General features: G+C 60.8%; 10 protein-coding genes. 5 read left to right on the top strand and 5 right to left on the bottom strand.

What is annotated here, in order from left to right:
* Positions 1-109: 109 nt before the first annotated feature.
* Positions 110-1,294, bottom strand: coding sequence for an ABC transporter substrate-binding protein (locus DWB67_RS08335; RefSeq protein WP_119807073.1), 1,185 nt, complete (start codon positions 1,292-1,294; stop codon positions 110-112).
* A 184-nt stretch (positions 1,295-1,478) separates the two neighbouring features.
* Positions 1,479-2,840 carry a proline--tRNA ligase gene (proS, locus tag DWB67_RS08330; RefSeq protein ID WP_119807072.1) on the bottom strand — a complete coding sequence of 454 codons (1,362 nt, stop codon included), beginning with the start codon at positions 2,838-2,840 and terminating at the stop codon, positions 1,479-1,481.
* A 153-nt stretch (positions 2,841-2,993) separates the two neighbouring features.
* Here proS and DWB67_RS08325 point away from each other — a divergent pair, with 153 nt between their 5' ends.
* From DWB67_RS08325 to DWB67_RS08310, 4 genes are read left to right on the top strand one after another with little or no spacing between them, the layout of a single operon-like run.
* On the top strand, positions 2,994-4,202 hold the full coding sequence (locus tag DWB67_RS08325) for an AI-2E family transporter (protein ID WP_119807219.1): 1,209 nt from the start codon (positions 2,994-2,996) through the stop codon (positions 4,200-4,202).
* Between the two features lie 3 nt (positions 4,203-4,205).
* The gene (locus tag DWB67_RS08320; protein WP_255418599.1) at positions 4,206-4,919 is read left to right on the top strand and encodes a chromosomal replication initiator DnaA; all 714 of its coding nucleotides are present in this window, start codon (positions 4,206-4,208) and stop codon (positions 4,917-4,919) included.
* 28 nt (positions 4,920-4,947) lie between these two features.
* On the top strand, positions 4,948-7,113 hold the full coding sequence (locus DWB67_RS08315; protein WP_119807217.1) for an RNA degradosome polyphosphate kinase: 2,166 nt from the start codon (positions 4,948-4,950) through the stop codon (positions 7,111-7,113).
* 52 nt (positions 7,114-7,165) lie between these two features.
* Complete coding sequence (locus tag DWB67_RS08310; RefSeq protein WP_119807071.1) at positions 7,166-8,689, top strand: Ppx/GppA family phosphatase; 1,524 nt, start codon at positions 7,166-7,168, stop codon at positions 8,687-8,689.
* 126 nt (positions 8,690-8,815) lie between these two features.
* Here the strand turns inward: DWB67_RS08310 and groL are convergent, their stop codons facing one another.
* Entirely contained in the window at positions 8,816-10,468 is a 1,653-nt protein-coding gene (gene groL / locus DWB67_RS08305; protein ID WP_119807070.1) for a chaperonin GroEL, read from the bottom strand.
* Positions 10,469-10,514: 46 nt separating this feature from the next.
* Positions 10,515-10,802: a co-chaperone GroES gene (groES, locus tag DWB67_RS08300; RefSeq protein WP_119807069.1), complete on the bottom strand. Its 288-nt coding sequence runs from the start codon at positions 10,800-10,802 to the stop codon at positions 10,515-10,517.
* 197 nt (positions 10,803-10,999) lie between these two features.
* On the opposite strand from groES, the gene DWB67_RS08295 reads away from it, so the two are divergent.
* A complete protein-coding gene (locus DWB67_RS08295) occupies positions 11,000-12,022 on the top strand; it encodes a TraB/GumN family protein (protein WP_119807068.1) in 1,023 nt (340 codons plus the stop codon).
* Between the two features lie 30 nt (positions 12,023-12,052).
* Here the strand turns inward: DWB67_RS08295 and DWB67_RS08290 are convergent, their stop codons facing one another.
* Positions 12,053-14,992, bottom strand: coding sequence for a hypothetical protein (locus DWB67_RS08290; RefSeq protein ID WP_119807067.1), 2,940 nt, complete (start codon positions 14,990-14,992; stop codon positions 12,053-12,055).
* Between the last annotated feature and the right edge of the window lie 112 nt (positions 14,993-15,104).

Genomic DNA, 15,104 nt, shown 5'->3' with positions numbered 1-15,104 from the left:
CTGTTTCCCTGTCTTCACGTCGTTGGCGAAGAACTGCCTGCAACAGGCTATTATCGTTACGAAAAGACCGGCACCTGACGATGCCGGTCCTTGCAGTCCTGAAACCGGATCAACGATAGCCGACGATTTCCATCTTGCCGTCCTTGAACTCGATCTCGCGGTAGGTGCCCGAGGATTCGCCCGGCTCGATCAGTTCGACCGCGGTCGCGCCGACGTAATCGACATCGCCGCCGCCATTGATGATTTCCAGCGCCTTGGCCAGTTCGCCGGGCAGGATTTCCTCGCCGGGGGCGTTGGCGACATCCATGACGCTGCCCTTGTAGGTCGCGGGATCGGATGAACCCGACTTGGCCATTGCCAGCAGCATCAGGGCAGCGGCGTCATATGCCTCGCCCGAGAATGCGCCCGAACCGTCGAAGCCCGCTTCGGTAGCCATGGACAGGAAGGTTTCGCGGCCCGGACCGTCAGCAGCGGGGTTCTGGCCGAAGCTGCCGTCGATTTCCGAACCGAAATTTTCTTCAAGCGCGGAACCGACCATGCCGTCGGGGAAGACGAAGGTTTCGAACGCACCGGTATCCAGCGCTGCGCGGACAACACCCGAACCGCCCTGATCGACATAGCCGACCACGACCAGCGCATCACCACCCGCGGCTGCCAATGCGGCAACCTCGGCTGAATAATCGCCCTTACCGTCGTCATGCGCGCTGTTGACAGTAACCGTGCCGCCCTTTTCTTCGAAGGCATTGGCAAAACTGTCTGCCAGACCTTTGCCATAGTCGTTGTTGGTATAGGTCACAGCGACCGTTTCGATCCCGTGGTCCATGACGATATCGGCCATCACGTCACCCTGACGGGCGTCCGACGGGGCGGTGCGGAAGAACAATCCGTCATCCTCGATCGTGGTCAGTGCAGGCGAGGTGGCGGATGGCGAAATCATCACCATGCCGTTCGCCTTGGCGACGTTTTCCAGGGATGCGATGGTTTCACCCGAGCACATGCCCCCCATGATGCCCTTGACGCCTTCGGCGGCAATCAGACGTTCGACGGTGGCGGTGGCCGCAGCGGCATCGATGCAGGTGCTGTCGCCGGTGACCGACACGACGGTCGAGCCGTCCATCAGCAATCCGCTGTCGCTGACTTCCTTCATCGCCATTTCCGCGCCCTGCTGCATGGCAGGGGCCATCGATTCCAGCGGTCCGGTAAAGCCAAGCGAAACGCCCAGCTTGATTTCTTCAGCGCCAGCTGCACCGGCCAGTAATGCGCCAGCGGCGGTCGCAAGAAGAAGCTTTTTCATGATCGTCTCCCAGTTGGAACGTTGTCCTGCGGGTTACGTTAGAAGCGGGTTTCTGAAAATGAAAGCACGATATCGTGCCGTTTTGCATCGTTTCCCGTCAGATCGATCAGGTGACGTTGCGCCAGCTTTGCATCCGCTGATGGGCAACCGGCGGAGGTTCATCCGCCGGTTGAAGACCCGTGTGTTACTTATCCTGAACGCTGTGGTTCAGGACGGGTTTATAGACTGCGACGACACGGGCAATCGCGTCGGCGGGGGCGGTCTCGACCGTTTCGCCAGTGCGGCGGTTGGTCAGTTCGACCATATTGTTGGCCAGACCACGCGGGCCGACCGTGATACGCCAGGGTGCACCGATCAGATCCATCGAGGCGAATTTCGCCCCCGCCCGTTCGTTGCGATCATCATAAAGCGGATCAAGACCACGCGCTTGCAGATCGGAATAGATCGACTCGCAGGCGTTATCGGTCGATGCGTCGCCCTGTTTCAGGTTGACGATGGCGATGTGGAAGGGGGTCACACCTTCGGGCCAGATGATGCCCTTGTCGTCGTGGTTCGCTTCGATGATGGCGCCCAGAAGGCGGCTGACGCCGATGCCGTGGCTGCCCATATGGACGGGCACGCGCTGGCCGTCAGGGCCAACGACCGTCGCGCCCATCGGTTCGGAATATTTGGTGCCGAAATAGAAAATCTGGCCGACCTCGATCCCGCGTGCGGTGCGCCGGCGTTCCTCGGGGACCTGATCGAAGACCGCCTGATCGTGGGTTTCATCCGTGCGGGCATAGCGGCTGGTGAATTCATCCATCACCGCCTGGCATTCTTCGACACTGTCGTAATCGATCGCACGGTCGCCGAATTTCAGATCGGTGATCTCGCTGTCATAGAACACCTCGGATTCGCCGGTTTCGGCCAGCACAAGGAATTCATGGGTATCGTCGCCGCCGATCGGGCCGCTGTCGGCGCGCATTGGGATCGCCTGCAGACCCATGCGTTCATAGCTGCGCAGATAGGTCACAAGGTGACGGTTATAGGCGTGCAGCGCGTCTTCCTTGGTCATGTCGAAGGTATAGCCGTCCTTCATCAGGAATTCGCGGCCCCGCATCACGCCGAAACGCGGGCGGATTTCGTCGCGGAATTTCCACTGGATGTGGTACAGCGTCAGCGGCAGCTCTTTATAGCTGTTCACATGGCTGCGGAACACATCGGTGATCATTTCCTCGTTCGTGGGACCGTACAGCAGATCACGCTTCTGGCGGTCGGTCACGCGCAGCATCTCTTCGCCGTAATCGTCATAGCGTCCGGATTCGCGCCACAGATCGGCGGGCTGAAGGGTCGGCATCAGCATCGGGATATGGCCGGCGCGCTGCTGTTCTTCATGGACGATCTGTTCGATCCGTTTCAGGACCTTGTAACCAAGCGGCAACCAGGAATAGATTCCCGCCGCCTGTTGCTTAATCATCCCCGCGCGCAGCATCAGCCGGTGGCTGACGATCTGCGCCTCTTTGGGGTCTTCCTTCAGTACGGGCAGGAAATAACGCGACATGCGCATGGGGAACGGTCCTTCAAAGCGGTTTGGCGAAGGGTTACCGGATCAGGGGTGACTTGCCAAGAACCTGTGCGTGCCCGCGACCGTATCAGACTTGCAACCGGCGTGATGCGCGGTCACATTCGGATCTGTATTTCAAACGATAAGGGCTGGTTCATGCGCGTCTCCGTTCGCAAGCAGATGATGTGGTGGGGAGTGGCTGCAATTGCCCTGCTTCTGACGCTGTGGTTGCTGGGGCAAGCAGTCCTGCCGTTTATCCTCGGGGCAGGGGTTGCCTATCTTCTGGACCCCGTCGCGGACCGGCTGGAACGCCTTGGCCTGTCGCGCACGATGTCTGTTGTGGTGATTACCGTCGTTGTCGTGGTGATTTTTGTGGCAGTTGTTCTGCTGATCGTGCCTGTTCTGGTCCGGCAGGCCAGTGCGCTGGTCGAAACCGCGCCACAGATGCTGGATCAGGCACGGGCCTTTATCGACACGCGTTTCCCCGGCACAATTCCGCAAGGTGCGGGTCTGGAAAAGACGCTTGCCGATCTGCAAACGGCCATTGGCGAGCGCGCAGGTACCTTTGCCTCGACCATCCTTGGATCGGTTCGCGGTATGATCGGCGTCGTGGCCTTGCTGGTCATTGTTCCGGTGGTGGCGTTTTACCTGCTGCTGGATTGGGACAATATGGTTAGCGCCATCGACCGCCATCTGCCGCGCGAACATGCAGGCACGGTCCGGCATCTGGCATCCGAAATCGATGAGGCATTGTCCGGTTTTCTGCGCGGGCAATCGCTGGTCATTCTGATCCTTGGTATCTGGTACGCGCTGGCACTGATGTTTGTGGGGCTGCCGTTCGGGTTCTTTATCGGCATTATGGCGGCCTGCCTGTCCTTCATCCCTTACGTCGGCGTGCTGATCGGTGGGGCGACGGCCATCGGCGTGGCGTTGTTCAGCTTCTGGGGCGAGCCTGTTTGGATCGGCGCAGTCGTTGCCATCTTCGGCATCGGTCAGGTGGTCGAGGGGAATTACCTGCAACCCAAGATCGTCGGCGGCCATGTGGGTCTGCATCCGGTCTGGTTGTTGCTGGCCTTGTCGGTCTTTGGTGCGTTGTTCGGCTTTGTGGGTCTGGTGATGGCTGTTCCGATGGCTGCGGCCTTGGGTGTTCTGGCCCGCTTTATGATCGCCCGTTACCGCGAAAGCCCGCTGTATACGGGGCAGGGCACACCGTCAGATCCTGCACAGCCGATTCTGGTCGAACTGGTGCCGTCGGGTACGGTGCAAAGCACCCTGATGTCGGAACGTCTGGCCGCCGACCGCGCCCGTGGCCAGCAAGAGATCGAGGTGATGCAGGAAGATCTGTCCCGCCGCCCGCCCGAGTAGACGATGCAGCAGGAACCCCCGTATCCCCTGTCCCGCCAGCTGACGCTGGATCTGACGACGCCGCCTGCCCATTCGCGCGCGGATTTCCTGCCTGCCCCCGCGAACAGGGCGGCGCTTGCGGCGCTGGACGCGCCTTTGTCATGGCCGAACGGCAGGATGTTGCTGATCGGCCCCGAGGGGGCGGGAAAATCCCATCTTGCGGCCTTCTGGGCGGCAGAAAACGGGGCGCGGCGTATCCATGCCGCCGGATTGCGGCCCGATGCCGCCGATCTGCTGGCCTCGGAAGGCGGGGCGGTCATTGTCGAGGATGCAGACCATTCCGGCAGTGCCGCAGGTGCCGAACAGGCCTTGTTCCACCTGTGGAACCTATGCGCCCCACGCGATTGCCTGTTGCTGATGACGGCAAGGCGTCCCCCGCGTGACTGGGGCCTTGGGCTGCCGGATCTGCAATCGCGCATGGATGCGATGCCGCAGGTCCATCTTGGCCCGCCGGACGAGGCTTTGCTGGCGGCGGTTCTGGTCAAGCTGTTCGCCGACCGGCAGCTGGCGGTGCCTGCGGGTCTGATCGACTGGCTGGTTTTGCATATGGACCGTGACCTTGGGCTGGCACGCAGGCTGGTTGCGGCTATGGATCACGCCGCAATGGCACAGAAAGGCCCCGTGACCCGCCGCATCGCCGCCGACCTGCTGGACAAGCTGTCCGAGGGTGACGCATGATCATATCTTGTTTTGTTGCCGGATTATCATGACACAAGCCGATTTCCTTCGTTCACCGTTTTCACCCCCCAAAGACCTTGCCGGTGGCGTCCCGCAAGGGCAGTCGCGCTTTTTCAACCGTGAACTCAGCTGGCTGTCGTTCAACTGGCGCGTTCTGGACGAGGCGCGCAACCCCCGCGTTCCCCTGTTGGAACGGCTGCGGTTTGTGTCGATCAGCGCGACCAATCTGGACGAATTCTATACCACCCGTGTGGCCGGTCTGCGCGAACTGGTCCGCGAAGGCAGCACGACCCCATCCGACGACGGTCTTTCCCCTGCCGAACAGCTGTCATTGATCAACGCCGATGCTCGACGTCTGATGGCGGCGCAGCAAGGGGTCTGGAACAACATCCGCAAGGAAATGGAACAGGCGGGCATTGTCATCCTGTCGCGCCAGCGCCTGACCCGCGCCGAAGAAGAATTCCTGCACCAGTATTTTGAAAACCGCGTTTTTCCGGTCCTGTCGCCGCTGGCCATCGACCCCGCGCATCCGTTTCCCTTTATTCCGAACACCGGCTTTACACTGGCGCTGGAACTGGCGCGCGAAACCGATGGCCGCCAGATGCAGGCCCTGCTGCCGATCCCCGCGCAGCTGCCGCGTTTTGTGCCCTTGCCGGGCGGGGAACGTTTCCTGCGGCTGGAAGATCTGCTGTTGATGCATCTGACCAGCCTGTTTCCGGGCTATCGCGATGTCGGACATTGCAGCTTCCGCGTGCTGCGTGACAGCGATCTTGAGGTCGAGGAAGAAGCCGAGGATCTGGTCCGCGAATTCGAAACAGCCTTGAAACGCCGCCGCCGTGGCAGTGTCATCCGGATGAAGATCACCTCGGGGGCGCCGGACCGCCTGCGCCGCCTGATCATGGCCGAACTGGAAATCACGCGGGACGAGGTGATCGAGGTCGAGGGCCTTCTGGGCATGGCCGATCTGTCCGAACTGGTGCTGGACAGCCGCCGCGAATTGCTGTGGCCGGCCTTTACACCGCGCGTGCCCGAAAGGGTGCAGGATCACGACGGGGATATGTTCTCGGCCATCCGGCAGAAGGATATGCTGCTGCATCATCCCTATGAGACATTCGACATGGTGGTCCGCTTTCTGGCGCAGGCGGCGCGCGACCCCGACGTGCTGGCCATCAAGCAGACGCTCTATCGTACCAGTCGTGACAGCCCGATCGTCGATGCCCTTTGCGAAGCCGCCGAGGCGGGCAAATCGGTCACCGCGCTGGTCGAACTGAAAGCCCGCTTCGACGAGGCTGCGAACATCCGCCAGTCCCGCCGTCTGGAACGTTCTGGCGCCCATGTGGTCTATGGTTTCGTAAACTATAAAACCCATGCCAAGATCAGCACCGTCGTGCGCCGCGAGGGCGAGGCCCTTGTCACCTATACCCACTACGGGACCGGAAATTATCACCCTATTACGGCGCGTATCTATACCGATATGTCGCTGTTCACCTGTGACGGGGCCTTGGGGCGTGACGCGACCAAAGTCTTCAACTATCTTTCGGGATATGTGCAGCCGTCAGGGTTGGAAAACCTGTCGATTTCCCCCGCTGAAATGAAATCGCATCTGATCGACCTGATCGGACAAGAGGCCAAATTTGCCCGTGAAGGTCGTCCTGCCGCGATCTGGGTCAAGGTCAATTCATTGACCGAAAAGGACGTGATCGAGGCGCTTTATGCCGCCAGCGAGGCAGGCGTGAAAATCAGCCTTGTTGTTCGCGGCATTTGCGGGATCAGACCCGGCATCAAGGGTCTTTCCTCGAACATCCGCGTAAAATCCATCGTCGGACGCTATCTGGAACATTCGCGGATCGTGTGTTTCGGGAATGGCTATGGCCTGCCTTCGATCAAATCGCGGGTTTTTATCAGTTCTGCCGACTGGATGGACCGGAACCTGAACCGGCGCGTTGAAACTTTGGTGGAATGTCGTAATGACACCGTCAAGGCGCAGATCGTGAATCAGGTGATGGCAGCGAATATGGCGGATGAGGCGCAAAGCTGGCTGTTACAGCCCGATGGCAGGTTCCTGCGATATTTGCCACAGGGGCGTGATGATCTGTTCAACTGTCATCGTTTCTTCATGGAAAACCCGTCGCTGTCGGGTCGGGGAACAGCAGGGGCACGTGATGTGCCCGCGCTGACCCATTCCGCAGAATGACGCACGGACATGGATAAGCTATGAGACATGACGACAAGCAAGAGGCGCGAATATGAACGGGGTGCGAACCACCAGCGGACAGAAGATCGAGCCATTCGGTCGTAAATTCAGTAAACTTCCCAAGCGGGCGCTAAAGCGGGTCGGGGTGGTCGATGTCGGCTCGAACTCGATCAGGCTTGTGGTGTTTGATGGCGCGGCAAGGTCGCCGGCATACTTTTATAATGAAAAGGTCATGGCGGGTCTGGGGCAGGATATGGCCCGCACCGGTCGTCTGAACCCTGCGGGGATCGAACGCGGCTTTTCGGCCTTGGCGCGTTTCGCGTCACTGGCAAAAAGCATGGATATCGAACCGCTGACCTGCGTAGCCACCGCCGCGGTGCGCGAGGCAGAGGATGGCCCCGCCTTCCAAGCCCGGGTCGAAAAAGCGACTGGCCTGAAGCTGTGGGTCATTGACGGTCAGGAGGAGGCACGCTTGTCCGCGCAAGGCGTGCTACTGGGCTGGCCCGATGCCAGGGGGCTGGTTTGTGATATCGGCGGCAACTCGTTAGAGCTGGCGGTCGTTGAAAACGGCAAAGTTGGCAAGCGCGTGACATCGCAGCTTGGTCCGTTCCGGCTGCAGCAGGTCGAACCGGAAAACCTGCGGGATCATATTGCAAAAATTCTTGCCGGTCTGGCCGAGCAGGTCGGGACCGGCCACGAACGTATCTATCTGGTCGGCGGGTCATGGCGTGCCATCGCCCGTTTGGATATGGAACGCAGCGAATACCCCATGACGGTTCTGCATGAATACCGCATGACGCCGGAAGCTGTCGGAAAGACAGTAGACTGGATCGCCGATCACGACATGAATACCCTGCGCAGTAAGGTCGGCATCTCATCCTCGCGGATGGAGTTGGTGCCGTTGGCCAGTCAGGTCCTGTCGCAATTGATCGATGTTTTTGCCCCGACCGAACTGGCGATTTCCAGCTATGGCATCCGTGAAGGGTTGCTGTACGAACATATGTCGACAACCCTGCGCCGTCGTGATCCGCTGTTGGAAGCGGCGCGGTTTACCGAAAAGCAGATGGCGCGTTTGCCGGGTTTCGGCAAAAAGCTGTACCACTTTTTGCTGCCGCTGTTCCCTGATCTGACCCCTGAACGCGACCGTCTGATGCATGCGGCCTGTCTGCTGCACGACACCGCATGGCGCGCCCACCCGGATTATCGGGCCGAGGCGTGTTTCGACAATGTCACCCGCGCCAATATGGCAGCGCTAAGCCATCCCGAACGGATCTATCTGGGTCTGGCTTTGTTGCACCGCTATCGCAACAACCGCGCGCAGGTGCAGATGGCACCGCTGTTCGACCTGCTGAACGAAGAAGAAATCCTTGCCGCTGAGGTTCTGGGAAAGGCCATGCGCTTCGGGGCGATGTTCGCGATCGAGGATCCTTCGAATGCCGCGTCTTTGCGGCATGTTCCGGGCAAAACCCTTGATCTGCATCTGACGCGAACCGGACGTGCCCTGATGGGCGAGGTTGCCTTGTCGCGCTTCCAGTCCTTGTGCAAATCCATGAAGATCGAAGGACGGGTGAAGTAGGCATCCCCATACGGATTGAAGGCCCCCGAATGATTTTCGGGGGCCTTTTTCTTTGACCTTATCCAAAATGCAAAAAAGGCGTCCCGAAGGACGCCCTTTCCGTGTCTGCCAGTGGCAGGCGGATGATTACATCATGCCGCCCATGCCGCCCATGCCACCCATGTCGGGCATGCCGCCGCCGCCGCCTTGGCCTTTCGGCTCGGGCTTTTCGACGATCATGGCTTCCGTGGTGATCAGCAGGCCGGCAACCGAAGCTGCGTCTTCCAGCGCGGTGCGGACGACCTTTGCGGGGTCAATCACGCCGAACTTGAACATGTCGCCATATTCTTCGGTCTGCGCGTTGAAGCCGAAGGCTTTGTCGGTCGATTCACGGACCTTGCCCGCAACAACCGCACCGTCAACACCAGCGTTTTCAGCGATCTGGCGCATCGGCGCTTCCAGCGCGCGACGAACGATCGAGATACCGGCGTCCTGATCCGAGTTTGCACCCGACAGACCTTCCAGAACCTTGCCACCCTGAACCAGGGCAACACCGCCACCGACAACAACGCCCTCTTGGACAGCTGCGCGGGTTGCGTTCAGGGCGTCATCGACGCGGTCTTTACGCTCTTTCACTTCGATTTCGCTCATGCCGCCGACGCGGATGACTGCAACGCCGCCTGCCAGTTTGGCAACGCGTTCCTGCAGCTTCTCTTTGTCATAGTCCGAAGTGGTTTCTTCGATCTGCTGACGGATCTGGGCGACACGTGCTTCGATCTCGGACTTTTCACCAACGCCATCAATGATGGTGGTGTTGTCTTTGCTGATCGTGACTTTCTTGGCGCGGCCAAGCATGTCGATCGTGACGTTTTCCAGCTTCATGCCCAGATCTTCGCTGATGACCTGACCACCGGTCAGGATAGCAAGGTCCTGCAGCATGGCTTTGCGGCGATCGCCGAAGCCCGGTGCTTTGACAGCAGCAATTTTCAGGCCGCCGCGCAGTTTGTTGACAACCAGCGTTGCCAAGGCTTCGCCTTCGACGTCTTCGGACACGATAACCAACGGCTTGCCCGACTGGATCACGGCTTCCAACAGCGGAACCATCGGCTGCAAGGACGACAGTTTCTTCTCGTGCAGCAGGATATAGGCGTCTTCCATATCCGCGATCATCTTGTCGGGATTGGTGACGAAGTAGGGCGACAGGTAGCCGCGGTCGAACTGCATGCCTTCGACGACTTCGACTTCGGTTTCCATGCCTTTGTTTTCTTCGACGGTGATAACACCTTCGTTTCCAACTTTCTGCATGGCGTCAGCAATCTGACGACCGATCGAGGCTTCGCCATTGGCCGAAATGGTGCCGACCTGGGCAACTTCGTCGCTGTCGTTAACGGGACGCGAAGCAGCTTTGATGGCTTCCACAACTTTGGTGGTGGCCAGATCGATGCCGCGCTTCAGGTCCATCGGGTTCATGCCAGCTGCAACGGCTTTCATGCCCTCTTTGACGATGGCTTGTGCCAGAACCGTCGCGGTGGTGGTGCCGTCGCCAGCTTCGTCATTGGTGCGCGAAGCAACTTCGCGGACCATCTGTGCGCCCATGTTTTCGAACTTGTCGGACAGTTCGATTTCCTTGGCAACCGACACACCGTCTTTGGTGATGCGCGGGGCGCCGAAGGATTTTTCGATCACCACGTTGCGGCCTTTGGGGCCTAGGGTGACTTTCACGGCGTCTGCAAGGATGTTCACGCCTTTCAGCATGCGATCGCGTGCGTCGGTGCCGAATTTGACTTCTTTAGCTGCCATTGTAATCTCCTGAAGTTGAGTGGAAGGTAAGGATCTATCCGGGTGATCAGCTGATCACGCCCAGGATGTCGCTTTCCTTCATGATCAGCAGCTCTTCGCCGTCGATCGTGACTTCGGTGCCGGACCATTTGCCGAACAGAACGCGGTCGCCGGCGTTAACCGAGGGAGCGATCAGCTCGCCCGAGTCCTTGCGTGCGCCTTCACCAACCGAGACGACTTCGCCTTCTGCCGGCTTTTCTTTTGCGTTGTCGGGGATGATCAGACCGCCCTTGGTCTTTTCTTCCGACTGGACGCGGCGGACCAGAACGCGGTCTTGCAGCGGTTTAAATGCCATGTGAACACTCCGATATTTCAGGTTACAGTGTTGCGTTGTTGGCACTCACCGGGTGCGAGTGCCAATGCCCGAAGATTTAGGCACGCCACACGACACTGTCAACGGGTTTGATTGCAGATTTTTCATGCCGCTCTGGAACAGAATGGCCTTTTGTGACACCCTGCGCCCATACGCTCCGGGAATAAAGAAAACACCTTATGCGACATGCCCTCAAAGCCGCCGCAGTGGCCCTGTTCAGCCTGTCCTCGGGGGCGGTCGCGCAATCTTGTGACGGGGAAAACCTGTTCAAAACGATGCCACAGGATCAGGTCGCCCGAATCGAGGCTGCTGTTCAGGGTGTTCCTTTCCGCAACGGCCTGTTGTTTCAGGCCACCCGCGATGACCGGCAGATTACTTTGGTCGGGACGTATCACTTCGGGGATGAACGCCATGCACCGATGGTTGACCGGATGCGTCCTTTTATTCGCAATGCCGCCGCGCTTTATGTTGAAGCCGGTCCCGAAGAAGAATCCCGCCTGACCGAGGCTTTGACCACGGACCCCAGCCTGATGGTGGATGCAGAAGGTCCGACATTGCCAGAACGATTGTCTTCTGACGAATGGCAGGTGCTGTCGCAGGCCATGTCCGACCGTGGGTCACCTGCGGTCATCACCTCGCGGTTGCGGCCTTGGTATGTGTCGATGATGTTGGGCATTTCGCCATGCATGATTGATGCGATGGCCAGTGGTGATGGCAAGACCGGCGGTCTGGATCATCTGATGGTACAGGAAGCACAGGCCGCTGACACCCCCATCAAAGCGTTGGAACCTTGGGATACGATCTTCGGCCTTTATGCCGATCTGTCACCGCAGGAAGAACTGGATATGATCCGCGCGGCCCTGCCTGCGGCTTCTTACGCCGATGATTATGCGGTGACGCTGACGGACGCCTATTTTAACGGTGATGTCTGGAAAATCTGGGAATTCGGACGCTTCGACGCCTATCAGAACTCGGGGTTGGATCGAGCAGAGGTGGACCGCCAGATGGTTCTGGCCCAGACGCGGCTGATGGATGACCGCAACCGGAACTGGATCGCGCCTTTGACCAAGGGGGCCACCCAAGCGGCAAAGGAAGGCAAAGGGATTGTCGCGGCCTTCGGTGCGCTGCATTTGCCGGGAAAAGCTGGTGTGCTGAACCTTTTGCAGGAACAGGGCTATACCATCCGCCGGATGGACGACTGATCCCGCGCGTTGCCGCGCGGGCGGGGGATATTATTGGCCGTTCAGAATACCCAACGCATAGGCTTTTCCGCCTTTTTGATAGGTAATACGGCTGTCGCCAATGGCTGAAATCGTGCCGCCGTTGATACGGTCACCGATCCGCAGGGTCAGCACGCGACCATTCGACAGGCGCACCAAAGCACGGCTGGCCTGACCGGCGCCAATGGTGCCAATGATCTGTGTGCTGTTCAAGCGGATGCCGTCCTTGACGGTCGCGCTGCTGGCTGCCGTGCCGCTAGAGCCTTGGGGAATTGCCGCAACAACATCCGGTTCGGCGTCGACTTCCGGCGGCTGGTAACGCTGGTTGCGACTGGCCGCGGCGCGGGCCTCGGCCTCGGCCTGTGCACGGGCGCGGGCTTCGGCAGCGGCACGGGCCTGCGCCTCGGCACGGGCGTCGGCTGCGGCCATATTGCGGGCACGGGCTTCGGCTTGGGCTTGCAGTTCATCATCCTGACGACGCTGCTCGGCTTGGGCGGCGGCAGCGGCCTGTTCGGCAGCTGCCGCACGCTGATCTGCGGCAGCAGGGGCAATCGCTGCTGCAACCGGTGCTGCAGTCGCAACCATCGCGTTCGAGGTGGCGGCCGCGACGGCACGGGCCGACCTGCGCGGTGGTGTTGCCGATGACCGCAGTGACGTCAGCGCCACAGACCCCGCGGCAGGGGCCGTGTCGATGGCAGAGGCGACAGCGCGATCAACCGCAGCCGAAGAAAGACTTGCGGACGCCGCATTGCGCGGCTTGGCATCCGGTCGTGCCGATCGGCTGATTGCACCGGACGAGGTGGCTTGCACGGCGGGCTTGGGAACGGTTTTCGTTTCGGGGCGACCGCTTCCAACAGCCTCGGCCACGGCGGATTGGACTGCTTGCTGGGACGGCCCGCGCACCGACATCGGTTTGCGGGTCGGGCGGGCGTCAGCCAATTGGAACACCAAACCGCGTTCGGCGGGCGTAAAGCCGCTTTGTCCGGCTTGCGCCGTCCGAAGGTCACGCAGTTGCTGTTCCAGCAGATGACGTTCGGCTTGGGTCAACTGGACCGGAGCATCATCCTCGGAGGCGCTGCCTTCTTCCAGCAATGACAGATCCTGCGGACGTGACGGCGGTCGGCTTGTGGTCGAAGGCGCAACGCTGCTTTGTGCAGGCGCGGGTGCAGCAGCCGGTGCTTCGCTGGTTGCGGGACGCGTGGTGCTGGGCGGGCGGCTGCTGCCCACGGTCGGACTGGTCGTTGCCGTCGGGGCCGCCGGCCGTGCCGCAGGTGCTGCCGATGGTCGGGCAGCGCGCGCCGCTGCAGGTTGGCGCGCGGGCGCTTCGCTGCGCGATGCCGTCTGGGTCGGGCGATCCGGAGGACGGATCGACGTCACACGTGGCGCGGCCGATCTGGTAGAATCCTCGAACGGCAAGGGATTGGTGGGCACGCGCGGTTTGTTTTCCGGCGCAGCGGGGGCCGAGGCACGTGCAGGCGTTGTCCGTGGCGGACGGGCCGAACTGTCCAGATTGACCCTGCGGTTAACCGGCGCCGGCTGTGCCCGTGGCGTAGCAGCGGGTGCGGTTGCCGTTACGGCAGGCGCTGGTGTCAACGGCGCAGGTGTCGCTTCGACCGCCGCAGGTGGTGTCTGGACCGGCAGTTGACGTTGCACCAAGGTGGCCGCTGCAATTTGCTGGGGCGTCGGCTGCGGGGCGCTGACAGGCGTTTCGGGTTCAGGGTTCGCTGCGACCGCCTCGGCCAAGGCGCGGGTCAGGGGATCAAGCTCTTCCTCGGCCGTTTCGGGCGCGGGCGCTTCGACGACAGGCAGTTCTGTGGTTGGCGTTTCAGCCTCTGCCTCGGGGGCGTCTGCTTGTTCTTGAACGACGCCTTCACCGATCGGGGCGGGCATTTCGATCGGGGGCAATGCGTTCGGCAAAGTTGCTTCGGGTTCGGGCGTTGGCTCGACCACTTGTGGCGCTGGTTCGATGACGGGATCGGGGGTCAGCGCGGCTGTTTCCACCTTGGGCTGTGTTTCCGTCTGTGGCTCACCACCCAAAAACAGCAGGACCAAGGCCAGCATAACTGCCAAACCACCCACAAGAACCGGCAAGCGCGCCAGATCCAGCTTGGCCAGACGCGCCATCAGCGCCGTGCGGGTGGCACCGGCCTCTGGTTCGGGATGGGGGCGGTTGGCGCGGGCAGCTGCGGCGCGGTTATGCACCGCCTCGGCCCGGGGAGACAGGCGTTGGGCGGTCAACGGTGCGACCTGCCCATGCCGGATCACTGGCGAAGCAGCGTCGACCGCGGTTGCTGCCAAAGGGGGGCGGGCAACGGGATCGGCAGATGCTGCCGCTTGGGGTTCGACCACATGCGCGGTGATCCGTGATACCGTAACAGCAGCGGGTGCTTGCACGGTTGCCGCGACCTCCGGTTCGATAAACGGTGCAGTGACCCGCGCCTGCGACAGATCTGGATCGCTGAAGGGACGCCGGTCGAATTGTTCCTGCGCCAGACGTGATGTGCCAAAATCGGGCTGGCCGTCAAAACGGTCGTCATTCGGGCGGGCCTGAAAGCCGGATGGCCGGAACCCTTGGGCACGGGCAAAATCCTCGGCCTCTTGCAGGGTGCGGCGGGCAACGGCGGCCACACGCAGGGTTTCGATGTCGCCATTGACGGCCGGACACCAGTCAAAGGTAAGATCCTGGGCGCGATAAGGGGTCGATGCCTCAAGCGCGCGGGCAATGGTGGCGGGGGTGTCCGATCCGAAGGGCACTGTCAGCGTGGTGTACAGCACCTGATCGTCGGGAATAACCAGAACGGTATCCAGTTCCCCCCATTTCCCACCGGCCTGATCGCGCAACGCGCTAAGGACCGAGGCCAGATCGTCGCCCGAAAATCGGGCCTGTCCCAAGGACCGCCATTCAGGACCGTCGCGACGTTCCAACTGGACGGCTTCCTGGGTGAAGCTCATGGCGAATTCTGGAGGCGCGGCATGCTGGTTCATCTGTGTGGTTCGCTGCTCGATTTGCACCATGCATTTTAAGCCGCATGATGTCGTTGACCTTACTTATCACTACCGCAAA

This window comes from Paracoccus sp. JM45, assembly GCF_003590715.1.
Lineage (GTDB): Bacteria > Pseudomonadota > Alphaproteobacteria > Rhodobacterales > Rhodobacteraceae > Paracoccus.
Note: the sequence above shows the minus strand (reverse complement) of the source record. Positions and strands in the feature narration are given on the sequence as shown.